15 protein-coding genes are annotated in these 13,607 nt (G+C 74.6%); 6 read left to right on the forward strand and 9 right to left on the reverse strand.

Annotated features, from left to right (window positions below):
* Window positions 1-45: 45 nt before the first annotated feature.
* Genes ABD993_RS23800 through ABD993_RS23810 form a run of 3 tightly spaced genes read right to left on the reverse strand, consistent with a single transcriptional unit; the run spans window position 46 to window position 2,026 of the window.
* A complete protein-coding gene (locus ABD993_RS23800) occupies window positions 46-297 on the reverse strand; it encodes a hypothetical protein (RefSeq protein WP_345422574.1) in 252 nt (83 codons plus the stop codon).
* Window positions 294-434 (reverse strand): SRPBCC family protein, encoded by a 141-nt coding sequence (locus ABD993_RS23805; protein ID WP_345422577.1) that lies wholly within the window; start codon window positions 432-434, stop codon window positions 294-296. The genes ABD993_RS23800 and ABD993_RS23805 overlap by 4 nt, the downstream gene beginning before the upstream one ends.
* A 53-nt stretch (window positions 435-487) precedes the next feature.
* Window positions 488-2,026, reverse strand: coding sequence for an AMP-binding protein (locus ABD993_RS23810; protein WP_345422579.1), 1,539 nt, complete (start codon window positions 2,024-2,026; stop codon window positions 488-490).
* Between the two features lie 25 nt (window positions 2,027-2,051).
* Here ABD993_RS23810 and ABD993_RS23815 point away from each other — a divergent pair, with 25 nt between their 5' ends.
* The 3 genes from ABD993_RS23815 (at window position 2,052) to ABD993_RS23825 (ending at window position 4,209) form a co-directional block, all read left to right on the forward strand.
* Complete coding sequence (locus ABD993_RS23815; protein WP_345422582.1) at window positions 2,052-2,771, forward strand: LuxR C-terminal-related transcriptional regulator; 720 nt, start codon at window positions 2,052-2,054, stop codon at window positions 2,769-2,771.
* Between the two features lie 359 nt (window positions 2,772-3,130).
* Window positions 3,131-3,430, forward strand: coding sequence for a hypothetical protein (locus ABD993_RS23820; protein ID WP_345422585.1), 300 nt, complete (start codon window positions 3,131-3,133; stop codon window positions 3,428-3,430).
* A gap of 11 nt (window positions 3,431-3,441) precedes the next feature.
* Entirely contained in the window at window positions 3,442-4,209 is a 768-nt protein-coding gene (locus ABD993_RS23825) for an IclR family transcriptional regulator (RefSeq protein WP_345422588.1), read from the forward strand.
* Window positions 4,210-4,374: 165 nt separating this feature from the next.
* Here the strand turns inward: ABD993_RS23825 and ABD993_RS23830 are convergent, their stop codons facing one another.
* From ABD993_RS23830 to ABD993_RS23845, 4 genes are all read right to left on the reverse strand, one after another.
* Window positions 4,375-5,535 carry a 4-hydroxybenzoate 3-monooxygenase gene (locus ABD993_RS23830; protein WP_345422591.1) on the reverse strand — a complete coding sequence of 387 codons (1,161 nt, stop codon included), beginning with the start codon at window positions 5,533-5,535 and terminating at the stop codon, window positions 4,375-4,377.
* Window positions 5,536-5,581: 46 nt separating this feature from the next.
* Window positions 5,582-6,334, reverse strand: a complete 753-nt coding sequence (locus ABD993_RS23835; protein WP_345422594.1) for an IclR family transcriptional regulator — start codon at window positions 6,332-6,334, stop codon at window positions 5,582-5,584.
* Window position 6,335: 1 nt separating this feature from the next.
* Window positions 6,336-7,379 (reverse strand): NAD(P)H-dependent flavin oxidoreductase, encoded by a 1,044-nt coding sequence (locus ABD993_RS23840; RefSeq protein ID WP_345422597.1) that lies wholly within the window; start codon window positions 7,377-7,379, stop codon window positions 6,336-6,338.
* A 61-nt stretch (window positions 7,380-7,440) separates the two neighbouring features.
* Window positions 7,441-7,866: a 2-phosphosulfolactate phosphatase gene (locus ABD993_RS23845; protein WP_345422600.1), complete on the reverse strand. Its 426-nt coding sequence runs from the start codon at window positions 7,864-7,866 to the stop codon at window positions 7,441-7,443.
* Between the two features lie 351 nt (window positions 7,867-8,217).
* On the opposite strand from ABD993_RS23845, the gene ABD993_RS23850 reads away from it, so the two are divergent.
* Window positions 8,218-8,997, forward strand: a complete 780-nt coding sequence (locus ABD993_RS23850; RefSeq protein WP_345422603.1) for a zinc-binding dehydrogenase — start codon at window positions 8,218-8,220, stop codon at window positions 8,995-8,997.
* A 92-nt stretch (window positions 8,998-9,089) separates the two neighbouring features.
* Here ABD993_RS23850 and ABD993_RS23855 read toward each other — a convergent pair whose 3' ends face one another.
* Window positions 9,090-10,073, reverse strand: coding sequence for a Dyp-type peroxidase (locus ABD993_RS23855; protein WP_345422606.1), 984 nt, complete (start codon window positions 10,071-10,073; stop codon window positions 9,090-9,092).
* A gap of 126 nt (window positions 10,074-10,199) precedes the next feature.
* Between ABD993_RS23855 and ABD993_RS23860 the strand changes: the two genes are divergently transcribed.
* Window positions 10,200-11,336 (forward strand): App1 family protein phosphatidate phosphatase, encoded by a 1,137-nt coding sequence (locus ABD993_RS23860; protein ID WP_345423320.1) that lies wholly within the window; start codon window positions 10,200-10,202, stop codon window positions 11,334-11,336.
* 55 nt (window positions 11,337-11,391) lie between these two features.
* On the forward strand, window positions 11,392-13,185 hold the full coding sequence (locus ABD993_RS23865; RefSeq protein ID WP_345422608.1) for a thiamine pyrophosphate-requiring protein: 1,794 nt from the start codon (window positions 11,392-11,394) through the stop codon (window positions 13,183-13,185).
* On the opposite strand, the gene ABD993_RS23870 is transcribed toward ABD993_RS23865, so the two are convergent.
* Window positions 13,103-13,540 (reverse strand): STAS domain-containing protein, encoded by a 438-nt coding sequence (locus ABD993_RS23870; protein WP_345422611.1) that lies wholly within the window; start codon window positions 13,538-13,540, stop codon window positions 13,103-13,105. The genes ABD993_RS23865 and ABD993_RS23870 overlap by 83 nt on opposite strands.
* Window positions 13,541-13,607: the final 67 nt, after the last annotated feature.

Raw genomic sequence — 13,607 nt, forward strand, 5'->3', positions numbered from 1 at the left:
ATGCAGGACCTTGCCGGTCACCCCGACGCGCCCGACCGGGCGGACTCAGGGCCTGCGGCGCACCAGCAGCTCGATCGAGATCCGGGCGAGCGGGAGGTAGAGGGCGAGGGCGGGCGCCGGACCGTCGACGGCCGGCCAGGTCCGGCTGCCCGAGCCGTGGGTCTCGATGCCGTGGTCCAGCGACAGGGTGATCGGACCGAAGTGGGCGTCCCAGGCCCAGGTACGGGCGGACTCGTCGTGCGCGGTGATCTCGAACGGGACCGCGAGGCCGAGCGGGCCCCTGACCCGCCCGGTCATCCCGTGCCCACCCGGTCCGCCGAGGCCTCGACACCGAGCAGGTAGGGGGACCACTCGGGCCACCGGTCCGGCCGGACGTAGCGGTCCCAGGCCTCGTCCGCGGGGACGGGACCGTGGGTGGCGATGCGGACGTGCACGTCAGGTCCCCGTGGAAGGCTGCATGCCCGCGGCTACCCGCTGCGGGGGCGCCCTACCGCTGCCGCAGGAGGTAGCGCTGGATCTTCCCGCTGGGCGTCTTGGGCAGCGCGTCGACGAAGTGGACCGTCCGCGGGTAGGCGTGCCGGGAGTAGGTGTCCCGGACCAGGTCCTGCAGCGCGCGGGCCAGCGCGTCCTGCTCGGCGGGCGCCGCGGTCGTCACGACGAAGGCCTCGACGACCTCGCCGCGGATGCCCTCCGGGTCCGGCCGCCCGACCACGGCCACGTCGGTGACCTGCGGATGGGTGATCAACACGCTCTCGACGTCGAACGGGCCGATCCGGTACCCGGCGGCCAGGATGACGTCGTCGTCCCGGGCGGTGAAGAAGTAGTAGCCGTCCTCGTCGACCCGGCCGGTGTCGCCGGTGAGGTACCAGCGGGTGTCCTCGGTGAACCGCTCGGCGGTCTTGTCCGGGGCCTCGTGGTAGCCGGCGAACCACAGCAGCGGGCTGGCCGGGGTGTCGATCGCGATCTGCCCGTCGACCACTCCGGCGGCGAACCCGGGCAGCGGCCTGCCCATGGACCCGTCCTTGATCGGCCCCACCACGTCGGCGTGCCAGTGGTTGCCGATCACCATGCCCAGCTCGGTCTGGCCGTAGTGGTCGCGGATCGGGGTGCCGAGGGTCTGCTCGCCCCATGTCACGACGTCCGGGGTGAGGGGCTCCCCGGCCGACGACGCCCGCCGCAGCGTGACGCCGGACAGCGCGCCGCTCTTGCTCAGCGCCCGGTACATCGTCGGCGCCCCGGCGAAGTTGGTGACGCCGTGCTCCCGCATCACCGCCGCCGTCGACTCTGGCGTGAAACCGCCCTGGAACAGCAGGTTCGGCCGCCCGGCGACCAGCGGCGCGACGATCCCGTAGTACAGCCCGTAGGCCCAGCCGGGGTCGGCGGCGTTCCAGTAGACGTCCTCGGCCTGCACGTCGAGGCCGTAGTGCAGGTAGCAGTGGAACGCGGCCAGCGCCCGCACCGGGACCACCACGGCCTTGGGCTTGCCGGTGGTGCCGCTGGTGTAGAGCTGCAGCAGCGCGCCGTCCCCGCCGACCGCCTCGTTCTCGGCGAGCGGGGCGCTGCCGGACACCAGGGCGTCGAACTCCGGGCCGGTCTCCAGGACCTCGATGCCGTCGATCGGGTCCAGCTTGGCCCGCTGGTCCGGCTCGGTGACGACGAGCCGCGCGGCCGAGCCCTCCACCCGCAGCCGGATCGCGCCGGTCGCGAACGCGGTGAACAGCGGTACGTGCACCGCGCCGAGCCGCCAGATCGCCAGCAGCGTCACGACGAGCTCCGGGCGCTTGCCCATCAGCACCGGGACCCGGTCCTCGCGCTTCACCCCGCGCTCGGCCAGCGCGGTGGCCAGCCGCCGGGAGCGGTCGGCGAGCTCGCCGTAGGTCATGGTCTCCGACGTCAGGTCCGGGTTCACGAACCGGAACGCGACGGCCTGCGGGTCGTGGCGGTCGCAGAGCAGACGGGCGGCGTCGGCACCGGCCGCGTCGTAGTCGGCCAGCCAGCCGGCGAGGGTGTCGTGGATACCCGGCAACGGACTCCTCCTTGAGCATCAGGGCGTGCGCAGCCACACTGTCGTCGTGCAGAGCGCCCCTGACCACCCTCCGACGAGGGGGGTCCCGTCGGCCGCGGACAGCATCCAGCGGGCGCTGGGCCGGGTCCGCCGGGAGACGGGCAGCTCGCTGGCCTTCGGCGGCCGGGTCGAGGAGTCCGGGGTGCTGCTCGCGCACTTCGACGGGTCGGTGGTCGGGCCGCTGCGGGGCGTGCGCCTGGCGGCGGGGCACGGGCTCGGCGGCCGGGTCGTGGCCCAGGAGCGCCCGCTGGCGGTGCGGGACTACGTGGAGGACCCGCTGATCACCCACCGGTACGACGCGATCATCCGCGCCGAGCGGCTGCGGGCGTTCGCGGCGGTCCCGGTGATCGTCGGGCGGCGCCCGGTGGCGGTGCTCTACGCCTCGCAGCGGGCGCCGCAGGAGAACCTGGACCGGGTCCTCGACGTCGTCACCCGCGAGGCCCGCGCTCTGGAGCAGGAGCTGGTCGTCACGGACCTGCTGCGCAGGCTCGCCCCGGACGGGCATGGCCCGGTCGACCTCACCCGCCGCGAGCGGGACGTGCTCACCCTGCTCGCGGCCGGGATGAGCGACCGGGCGGCGGCCGAGACGCTCGGGATCGGGCTGTACACGGTCAAGGGCCACGTGAAGAGCCTGCTGGCCAAGCTGCACGCCACCAACCGGCTCGAGGCGGTCGTCACCGCACGGCGACAGAACCTGCTGCCCTGAGCTCCTCGGACGAGGTCGTGGCGGGCCTCGCCCCACTCCAGCCCGCCACTCGAGCCCGCCACTCCAGCCGAGCATGTCCAGTGGCACAGCGGCCGCCCGACCCCGGTGCCCTCGGGGCCGGGCGCCGCTTCCCGGACCTGCTCTCGGCCCCCCGCCGATGCGAAACGGGCCCGGTCACCGTGTCGTCGGTCGGCGCCGGCGGACGGTGGGAGGGTCTCTCGACCCGCCGAGAGGGGTTCGGGCCCGCTCCGCCCGCGGTTCGACGGTGTCGGCAGGTTGGGCCGGGTGCGCGGGATCCGTGGGGCAGCCGGGCCTGACGGGGGTCCGCCGTCCGCAGGAGCGTCGCACCGTGGGCGGCGATGAGGATCACCGACATCACGCTCGAGCGGCTGCGGCTCGCGCTGGACCCGGCGCTGCCGGTCGCCGGGGACCCCACGCCCCGCCCGGCGTTCGACGCGACGATCGTGCGGGTGCACAACCGGCTTCGACGCGCTGGTCGAGTCGCAGGCCGGCTCGCCCCAAACGCGGCGGTGAACGCCCCCCGCCTGCCCACTGTGGGCAGGGGGGTGACGGTCCGGATCGGGCCGGACGCCGTCGTCGTCGAGTCGGTGGGAGACGGTCCGGTGGACCTGGACTTCGCTGCTGGACGGGTGTCGTAGATGCTGTCGGGGTGGCGGACGAGGACACCGAGGCGCGTCGGGGCCCCGGGGAGGGGCGGGACCTGCAGGTCCTGGCCAGGGTCACGCGTGTGCTCGAGCTGTTCGACCACGAGACCTCGCGGGTCGACCTGGCGTCGGCCACCGCCCGGCTCGGCCTGAACCGGTCGACGACCTACCGCTACCTGACCGCGATGGTGAAGCACGGGCTGCTCACCCACGCCGTCGGGCAGGGCTACTCGCTCGGCCCGACGCTGTCCCGGGTCGGGCTGCTCGCGCTGGACCGGCTGCCGCTGCTGGACCGGGCCGACCCGGTCATGCAGATCCTGTCGGAGGCCGTCGGGGAGACCTCGGTGCTGTCCGTCTGGGGTGGGCGGGGGCCGCTGGTCGCGCGGGTGCACGACGAGCAGAGCCGCTTCATCCGGATCTCCGTCGCCGTGGGCTCCACACTGCCGATCGTCACCGCCCAGGGGCAGATGTACCTGGCCCACCTCACCGACAAGCGGGCCATCGAGCGCGCGCTGGAGGGCATCGAGGAGCCCATGCGCGCCAACCTGCTGGCCCTGCGCGAGCAGATCCGGCGGTCCGGCGTCGCGATCAGCGACGCCTCGGGGGACGGCCTGCGCGGCATCGCGGCCCCCATCCACGGCGTCGACGGCTCCCTCGTCGCCACCCTCGCCCTGATCGGCACCGGCAGCCGGATGCCGCGAGACGCCGGGGACCCGCGGGTGGTCGAGCTGCAGCGCGCCGCACGCACCCTCTCCGACCCCCACCCCGAGTGAGTCCCCGGTTCAGAAGGTCCAGCGGGTGGCGCCGCTCGCCCGGACGGCGGTGACGTGCGGGCTGCGGTCGGCGTCCAGGGTCGCGTGCCACGGCGTGGGCCGGTCGGGCCCGGTCCCCGTGTCGACGGCGGGATCCGGACCCGCACCGAACCCCCGAGAAGGGTCCTAGAACCTGATCGGCAGGCCCGCGTAGTTCTCCGCCAACTCCCGCGCCGCGGCCTCGCTGGAGACGACCCAGCGGAGCTGGGCGAGCTGGAGCCGGGCGTCGAAGGGGTCGGTGGAGGTGTGCAGCATCGTGGTCATCCACCAGGAGAAGTGGGTGCAGCGCCAGACCCGGCGCAGGGCGTCGTCGGAATAGGTGTCGGCGAGGGTGGAGTCCTCGTCCCGCACCAGCGCGGCGAGGGCGGGGGCCAGCAGGGCGACGTCCGCGACGGCGAGGTTGAGGCCCTTCGCACCGGTCGGCGGGACGATGTGGGCGGCGTCCCCGGCGAGGAACAGCCGTCCGTGGCGCATCGGCTGCTGCACGAACGAGCGCATGGGCAGCACCGACTTCTCGGTGATCGGGCCGGCGTTCAGGGTCCAGCCGTCGAGGGCGAAGCGCGCGGACAGCGCGGACCAGATCCGGTCGTCCGACCAGTCGGCGACGTCCGTGCCGTTGGGGACCTGCAGGTAGAGCCGCGAGACCGTCTCCGAGCGCATGGAGTGCAGCGCGAAGCCGTCCGGGTGCCAGGCGTAGATCAGCTCGTCCGTCGACGGCGCGACGTCCGCGAGGATCCCCAGCCACGAGTACGGGTAGATGCGCTCCCAGGTCTGCGGGTTCGGGACCGCGGCGCGGGAGGGGCCGAAGGAGCCGTCGCACCCGACGACGACGTCCGCGTCGAGCCGCACCGTCTCCCCGTCGCGGGTGAACGTGACGAACGGGGCGTCGGTCTCGAGATCGTGTACGGCGGTGTCCGCCACCTCGTAGACGATCTGCTGTCCGGCGGCGTCCCGCGCGCGGCCGAGGTCCTTGGTCACCTCGGTCTGCCCGTAGACGGCCACGCTGCGCCCCACGAGCTCGGTGAAGTCCAGGTGGTGCCGCTCGCCGGGCCACTGCAGGTAGATTCCCCGGTGCACGTCGCCCTCGCGGTCGAGGCGCTCGCCGAGCCCGTTGTCCCGCAGCAGGTCCACCGTGGACTGTTCGAGGATGCCCGCGCGGATCCGGGCCTCCACGTACTCGCGGGAGCGGGTCTCGACGATCACGGACTCGACGCCCGCGCGGTCGAGGAGGTGGGACAGCAGGAGTCCCGCGGGGCCTGCGCCGACGATGGCGACCTGGGTGCGCATGCCCGTGAGTCTGCGCGGCGACCGGTCCCGAGCCCAGCCGACGCTTCTACTCAGTGGAAAGCGAGCGGCCGATCCCGGCGGCCGCGACCTGCAGCGCCGCCACCAGCCGCGGGCGGTGGCGGCGCAGGTCGGGGACGACGAGCCCCAGCGCGGCCACCACCGCACCGTCGCCACCCCACACGGGCACCGCGACGGAACACGCCCCGGTGCTCATCTCCTCGACGGTCTGCGCGAACCCCTCCCGCCGCACCCGGACGAGCTGCTCGGCGAGCCTGCCGGGCTGGGTCACGGTGTAGGGGGTGAGGCGGGTGAGCGAACGCAGGACGGCGGCGCACACGTCGTCGGGCGCCCAGGCCAACAGCACCTTCCCGACGCCGGTGGCGTGCAGCGGCAGCCGCCCACCCACCCGGCTCACCACCGGCACCGAGGTCGTCCCGGATATCCGGTCGAGATACAGCGCCGAGGTCTCGTCCCGCTCGGCCAGGTGCACGGTGGCGTGCGTGGCGGCCCAGAGGTCCTGCAGGAACGGGGCCGCGACCTGGCGCAGCTCCGCCTGGACCGGCGCGAGCAGTCCCAGGTCCCACACCCGCCTGCCGACGACGTACCGGTCCCCGCGCCGGTCCAGCGCCCCCAGCCCGACGAGCTCGGCCGCCAGCCGGTGCGTGGTGCTCAACGGCAGCGCCGCCCGCGCGGCGAGCTCGGTCAGGGTGAGGCTGCGGTGCTCGGCGTCGAACGCCCCGAGCAGCGCGAACGTCCGCCCCGCGACGCTCGCCCCCGGCGTCCCGACGTTCCCGGCCACGCTAGGCCAGCAGCTCGCGGGCCTGAGCCCAGATCCGGGCGACGACCTCCCCCGCGGGTTCCGCCCGGGCGAGCGCGGCGGACTGCCCGGCCCAGTGGTTGGCCGCGTCGAGCCCCTCGGTCGTGCCGCGGCGCCACCGCCCGACCAGGGCGCGGTGCTGAGGATAGGGGGCCGGGGCGGGCGCGTCGGGCTCCTGCCAGGCGGTGACGTACGGCGTGGCGACGGCGCGGCCGAGCCGCCCGGAGTACGCGCGGGTGGGGACGGTGCCCTCCGGTGGCAGATCGGCCAGCGACGCCGCCCAGCCGGGGGCGACGGCCGCCTCGGGCGTACGCAGGAACGCCGTGCCGATCTGCACCGCCGACGCGCCGAGAGCGAGTGCCGCCGCGACACCGCGCCCGTCCGCGATGCCGCCCGCGGCGATCACGGGCACTCGCAGGTGGTCGGCGAGCCGGGGCACCAGCGCGATCAGCCCGACCGTCGTCCGCTCCGCCGCGTCCGGGTCGAAGGTGCCGCGGTGCCCGCCCGCCTCCATCCCCTGCGCGACGACGGCGTCCGCGCCCGCCTCCTGCGCGGCCAGCGCCTCGTCCAGCGTGGTGGCGGTGGCGAACCAGGCGATGCCGCGCTCGTGCAGCCTGCCCACGTAGTCCGGGTCGAGCAGACCCATGATCGTGGAGACGGCGGTCGGCTCGGCGGCCAGCATCGCCTCGCACTGCTCGGCGAACACCGGGCCGGGGCCCGCCGCCTCGCCCGGGGTGCCGAAGCGGCGCAGGAAGCCCTCGGCCGCCGCGACGCGGGCGGGAGCGTCGACGGGCTCGTCCGGCACCCAGATGTTGAGCTGCAGCGGTCCCGCGGACGCCGCCCGGAACCGGGCGACCCAGTCGGCGATCGCCGCGGGCCGGTCGAGGACCACGCCGTTCGCGCCCATCCCGCCCGCCTCGGCCACCGCGACGGCCAGCTCCGGCGGGCAGGCGCCCGCCATCGGCGCCTCCAGCACCGGCACCCTCAGCCCGTAGCGGGTGCAGAACTCCTCGACCCTGGCCAGCACGGCTGCTCCCTCCGACGTCCGCGCCCCACCGTACGCAGAACGGTCCGGGAGGCCGATCACGTCACGGGGCGCCTCCGCCGTCCCGACACCCACCGCCGAGCGCTCGGTTGGATCGGGAGGCGATGAAGGCTCCGTCCCGCAGGATCGGGACCGACGTGCTCTCGTCGAGCTCGGCTGCGGTGTCCACGTCGTCCGGGAAGCCCATGCCGTGAAGCTCGCGGCCGCTCGCGCAGTCGTGTAGGGCGGCCCGGACGTCGTCGGCGACCGCGGTGAAGGCGGCCGCGGCCGCGCGGGCCTCGGGGGAGGCGGGCCAGTCGTCGAGGGCGGCGACCAGGGCGCCCGCGCCCCACAGGTCCTCCACCGCGGGGCGCAGCGTGCCGTCGGGCCTGCGCTCGCCCGCCGCGACGATCGCGACCCGCACCCCGGGCTCCTCGGCCCGCCGACCGCGCAGCCACTCCGCCGCCGCGCTCCGGTTCCGCAGGCTCACCCCGACGACCTGCGGGACGGCGTCGGCGAGCCGCGAGCCGCGAGCCGATGGTCGAGCCGTTGGGGGAGGGCAGGACCAGCCGCGGCAGGTCCGGGGCCGCCCGGATCGTGCCGGGGGACAGGCTGATCCCGCCGGTCGTCCGCCCCGCGGCCAGGACGGCATCGTGCTCGGCGGCGAACCGCACGGCCGACTCGTCCCGCCAGGGGTAGGGGTGGACGATGGTCCCGCGGTCCGCCGCGACGGTGAGGGTCGTGGTGAAGCTCAGGACGTCCACGACCACGGCGACGTCCACGTCCCCCGCGATCGCGGCGGCGCCGGTCGGTCCCCAGTCGAGACGGAGCGCGTGGCCGAGTGGTCGGCCCGGGCACCCGGGTGTCCATCGAGCCGGGCAGGCCGGACTTCACGTGCCCCCAGTGCCTCGCGGGCCGCTACAACCTCTGCCCGCGGATGGAGTTCTACGCGACCCCGCCGATCGACGGCGCGCTGGCCGAGTACGTCGTGGTGCACGAGGCCTTCGCCCATCCCGTCCCGGACTCCCTGGACGACGACAGGGCGGCGCTGCTGGAGCCGCTGTCGGTCGGGGTGTGGGCGGCGCGGAAGGGCCGCGTCGGCCCCGGCAGCCGGGTCCTGGTCAACGGGGCGGGTCCGATCGGGCTGGTCGCCACCCAGGTCGCGGCCGCGGCGGGCGCCGCCCAGGTCGTGGTCGCGGACGTCAACCCGTACCGGCTGGAGGTCGCGGCAAGGCTCGGCGCGACGGCCACCGTGGACGTCTCGCAGTCCTCGCTGGACGGACTGGACCCGGACCTACTGCTGGAGTGCTCGGGGCATCCCGAGGCCACCCGCGGGGCGATCGAGGCGCTGGCACCGGCGGGCCGCGCAGTGCTCGTCGGCAGCGGCTCGGCGGACCTCGCGCTGTCGCTGGGCTCGCTGCAGCGCCGGGAGATCGAGCTGACCGCCACCTTCCGCTACGCCAACACCTGGCCGACGGCGATCGGGTTGGCCGCATCCGGCCGGATCGACCTGGACGCCCTGGTGACCGGCCACTACGGGCTGGCGGACACCGAGGCGGCGCTGACCGCCCCGGCCCGCGACGAGACGGCGATCAAGTCGGTGATCCGCCCGGGGGAGTGAGCGCCCCGAGGACGGGAGATCGGCCGGGCCGCCCGCATCGTCGGCCTCCTCCACAGGAGTTCGGTCTCCGGCACCGACCTGTGGAGCGGCGGTCAGGGGGTGTCGCGCAACGACCCGATGCTCAGCCCGCCCTCCGCGGCGGGCGCGGCGGCGGACAGCTCGTCGAGCAGGGGCAGCGACGGGGCGAAGAACAGGCCGCCGGTGACCGCCGTGGAGAAGTCCAGGATGCGGTCGTAGTTGCCCGGCGGGTCGCCCAGGAACATGTTGCGCAGCATGGCCTCCAGCACCGACGGCGTGGCCGCGTAGCCCAGGAACAGGGTGCCGAACTCGCCCGCCGACGGGCTGCCGAACGGCATGTTGTCCCGCAGGATCTTGCGCTCGGTGCCGTCGGCGTCGGTGATCGTGGTGAGCAGGCGGTGCGCGGAGCTGGGCAGGTCCGCCTCGTCGAGCTCGACGTTGGCCAGCTTGTCCCGGCCGATGATCCGTTCCTGGGCGGCGATGGGGAGTGAGTTCCAGGCGTCGAGGTCGTGCAGGTACTTCTGGACCACCAGGTAGCTGCCGCCCTCGAACGGGCCCGCCGGGACCAGCGCGGCCGCGGGGGCCGCAGCGCCGGTGGGGTTCTCCGTGCCGTCGACGAAGCCGAGCAGGTCGCGGTTGTCGAAGAAGCGGAAGCCCTGGACCTCGACCTCCGGGCGCAGCGCGCCGCGCAGCGTGGCGGTGATCCGGGTCGCCAGCTCGAAGCACATGTCCAGCCGGGCGGCCCGGATGTGGAAGACGACGTCGCCGGGTGTCGAGGGCGCCGTGTGCGGCCCGTCGAGCGGGACGAAGGGGTGCAGCTCGGGCGGCGCGGGCGCGGCGAAGAGCCGGGGCCAGGCCGCCGCGCCGAACCCGACGATGCAGGACAGCGCGGCGTCCTGGTCGCGGAAGCCCACCGCGCGGACGAGGCCGGGCAGGTCCCCGGCGAACTCCCGGACGCGGGCGGCCGCGTCCGGGTCCGGGTCCGGCGCGACGGTTCCGACCAGGATCAGCGCGGCGCTGCTCAGCGGGGCGAGCACCGGCTGCGGTTCGACGTCCATGGGGCTCCTAGCTCTCGGGGGCGCCTCTGTGAGGACCATCATCGACTCCCCGGTACCCGCGGGACATCGCGGGACCGTGCCACCCGGGTGGCGGCTCGTCCGTCCACAGGGAAGGGTGGGCCCGTGATGCGTGCGCGGGCGAAGGCCGCCCTGGTCCGGCTGGCCGTCGTGGCGGAACGGGTGCTGGGTCGGGTCGTCATCGCCGTGGTCGTGATCCGGGGCCGTCGCCGCCCGCTCGTGATGCCCTTCATCGGGCACGGCTCGGTCGAGCGCGTGCGGATCGGGGCACGGGTCGCGATGGGCCATCCGGACGCCGTCACCGAGGACGACCCGCCGCCCGGTCCGCGGTCGCGCCGCCAGGTGTTCCTCGCGAGCCTGAGCCGCTTCTTCACCATCGAGCTGCCGCGCGCCCGGGTCGAGATCCGCACCCCGGCCGGCGTCGAACGCGTGCGGGCGGACTCCGAGGGGTACGTGGACGCCGTCGTCGAGCAGCCCGGGCTCGAGCCCGGGTGGCGGGAGGTCGACCTCGGCCTCGAGGACGGGACGGCGGCCCGGGCGAAGGTGCTGGTCGTGGACCCGCGAGCGGACGTGGCGCTGGTCAGCGACGTGGACGACACCATCCTGGAGACCGGGCTGACCCGCGGGCTGGCGTTCCTGCGGGCCACCCTGCTGACCGAGACCGCCGACCGGGCCCCGCTGCCCGGCGCCGCCGCGCTGTACCGCGCACTGGTCTCGCCGTCGCCGGGGGTCAGCCGACCGGTGTTCTACGTCTCCACCAGCCCCTGGAACCTGCACGGGACCCTGCTGGAGTTCATCGCGCTGCGCGCCTTCCCGCTCGGCCCGCTGCTGCTCACCGACTGGGGGCCGGGCCACGGCAACCTGTTCCGGATCGGCGCCCGCGAGCACAAGACCGGGCTGATCCGGCGCATCCTGTCCGAACACCCCGGCCTGGGGCTCGTGCTGGTGGGGGACACCGGCCAACTGGACCCGGAGATCTACGCGGGCGTCGCGGAGGCCCACCCGGACCGCGTCCGGGCGATCTACGTCCGGCAGGCCTCGGGCTGGAACCCGCGGCGGGCCGCCGAGGTCCAGGAGCTCGCGGGCCGGGTCACCGCGCTCGGGGTGCCGATGCTGGCCGTCGGGGACAGCACGGAGATCGCCGTGCACGCCGCGTCGATCGGGTTGCTGGACCCCGCGGACCTCGGCCAGGTCCGCGCCGAGACCACCCGGGGATGGCTCGCGGGCGGCGCGCGGACCTCCTGAGGTGTCGGGTCCGGGTGGGCGGGTAGCCGACCCGGACACGACGAGAGGACATCCGGTGGCGGACACGGTCGGCGACTACCTGCTCCAACGACTGCGCGAGTGGGGGGTCGAGCAGGTCTTCGCCTACCCGGGCGACGGCATCAACGGCATCGTCACCGCCTTCGGGACGGCGGACGACCGGCCGCGGTTCGTCCAGTCCCGGCACGAGGAGATGTCCGCCTTCGAGGCGGTGGGGTACGCCAAGTTCTCCGGTCGGGTCGGCGTCTGCATGGCGACCTCGGGCCCGGGCGCGATCCACCTGCTCAACGGCCTGTACGACGCCAAGCTCGACCACGTGCCGGTCGTGGCGATCGTCGGGCAGACCGAGCGCAGCGCGATGGGCGGGGCGTACCAGCAGGAGGTCGACCTGCAGGCGCTGTTCAAGGACGTGGCGAGCGAGTACCTGGTCGAGGTCAACGTCTCCGAGCAGCTGCCGAACGCGCTGGACCGCGCCATGCGGACCGCGCTGGCGAGGCGTGCCCCCACGGTGCTGATCATCCCGAGCGACGTGCAGACCGAGAAGTACGCGCCGCCGGCGCACGCGTTCAAAGACGTGCCGGCCGGAGGGAGCACCGAGCTCGTCGCGCCCGTCGTGACGGCGCCCCCCGCCGAGCTGGCGCGTGCCGCCGAGGTGCTGAACGCGGGGTCCGAGGTCGCGATCCTGGTCGGCCAGGGCGCGCGGGGCGCGGCCGCGGAGGTCACCGCGGTGGCCGACCTGCTCGGCGCCGGGGTGGCGAAGGCGCTGCTGGGCAAGGACGTACTGCCGGACGACCTGCCCTTCGTGACCGGCTCGATCGGCCTGCTCGGCACCCGGCCGAGCTACGAGCTGATGCGGGACTGCGACACCCTGCTGATGATCGGCTCGAGCTTCCCGTACAGCCAGTTCCTGCCCGAGTACGGCAAGGCCCGCGCGGTGCAGATCGACCTGGACGGCGGCCTGATCGGGATGCGCTACCCGACGGAGGTCAACCTCGTCGGGGACGCGGCGAGCACCCTGCGCGCCCTGCTCCCGCTGCTCACCGGCGCCGAGGACCGGTCGTGGCGGGAGACCGTCGAGAAGAACGTGGCGGGCTGGTGGGAGACCATCGAGAAGCAGTCCCACGTGGACGCCGACCCGGTGAACCCGATGCGGATCGTGTGGGAGCTCAACGCCCGGCTGCCCGCGGACGCGATCGTCACCGCGGACTCCGGCTCGATCGCGAACTGGTACGGCAAGGTGCTGCGGATGCCCGCGGGCGTGCGCGGCTCGCTGTCCGGCACCCTGGCCACGATGGGCAACGCCGTGCCCTACGCGATCGGCGCCAAGTTCGCCCACCCGGACCGGCCCGCCATCGCGCTGACCGGGGACGGCGCGATGCAGATGAACGGCCTGGCCGAGCTGCTCACCATCCGCCGCTACGCCGACCGCTGGTCCGACCCGCGGCTGGTGGTGTGCGTGCTGCACAACAACGACCTCAACCAGGTCACCTGGGAGCTGCGGGCGATGGGCGGGGCGCCCAGGTTCGAGGAGTCCCAGGTCCTGCCGGACATGTCCTACGCGGACGTGGCGCGCGGGTTCGGGATGGAGGCGATCACCGTGACCGAGCCGGGGCAGCTGGGGCCCGCCTGGGACCGCGCGCTGTCCGCCGACGGCCCGGTCCTGTTGGACGTCCACTGTGACCCCGACGTGCCGCCGATCCCGCCGCACGCCACCGCGGAGCAGGCGCTGTCGATGGTCCAGGCCGTGCTCAAGGGTGATCCGTCCGCCGCTCATCTGATGGTCGAGGGCGCGAAGACGAAGCTGCAGGAGTTCCTGCCGACCCGGCACTGACCAGGTCGTCCACGGTGTCGTGGATGGTGAACACCTGGTCCAGGCCCAGCAGCCGCAGGATCCGCAGCACGGCATCGCTGGGGGCGACCAGGTGCAGGTCGCCGTCCACGCCGCCGTCCCCGCGCAGGGCGGAGACCAGCATCTGGATCCCGCTGGAGGCCAGGAAGGTGACCGCGGAGAGGTCCAGCGCGAGGGTCCGGACCCCCGGCGTGGTCGCCCGCTGCAGGGCGGCGGTGGCCCGCGGGGCGGTCGCGCTGTCCAGCTCGCCGCGGACGGCGACCAGCAGGACGCCGCCGTCGAGGGTGCGGGCCGCCAGCTCCAGCGGAGCCTCGTCGGGCTGAGGGGCTTCGATCATGGCGGAGGGTGCTCTCTCGTGCTGCCGCGGGTCCCGTCGCTGGGGATCGACGGGATCCGGGCATCCG

This window comes from Pseudonocardia xishanensis (genome assembly GCF_039541715.1).
GTDB classification, from domain to species: Bacteria; Actinomycetota; Actinomycetes; order Mycobacteriales; family Pseudonocardiaceae; genus Pseudonocardia; species Pseudonocardia xishanensis.

Excerpts from the sequence above, each read along its gene's own strand:
- ABD993_RS23800 (WP_345422574.1), bottom strand. The coding sequence starts at position 297 with ATGACCGGGCGGGTCAGGGGCCCGCTCGGCCTCGCGGTCCCGTTCGAG.
- ABD993_RS23870 (WP_345422611.1), bottom strand. The coding sequence starts at position 13,540 with ATGATCGAAGCCCCTCAGCCCGACGAGGCTCCGCTGGAGCTGGCGGCC.
- ABD993_RS23830 (WP_345422591.1), bottom strand. The coding sequence starts at position 5,535 with ATGCGCACCCAGGTCGCCATCGTCGGCGCAGGCCCCGCGGGACTCCTG.
- ABD993_RS23820 (WP_345422585.1), top strand. The coding sequence starts at position 3,131 with ATGAGGATCACCGACATCACGCTCGAGCGGCTGCGGCTCGCGCTGGAC.
- ABD993_RS23855 (WP_345422606.1), bottom strand. The coding sequence starts at position 10,073 with ATGGACGTCGAACCGCAGCCGGTGCTCGCCCCGCTGAGCAGCGCCGCG.
- ABD993_RS23860 (WP_345423320.1), top strand. The coding sequence starts at position 10,200 with ATGCGTGCGCGGGCGAAGGCCGCCCTGGTCCGGCTGGCCGTCGTGGCG.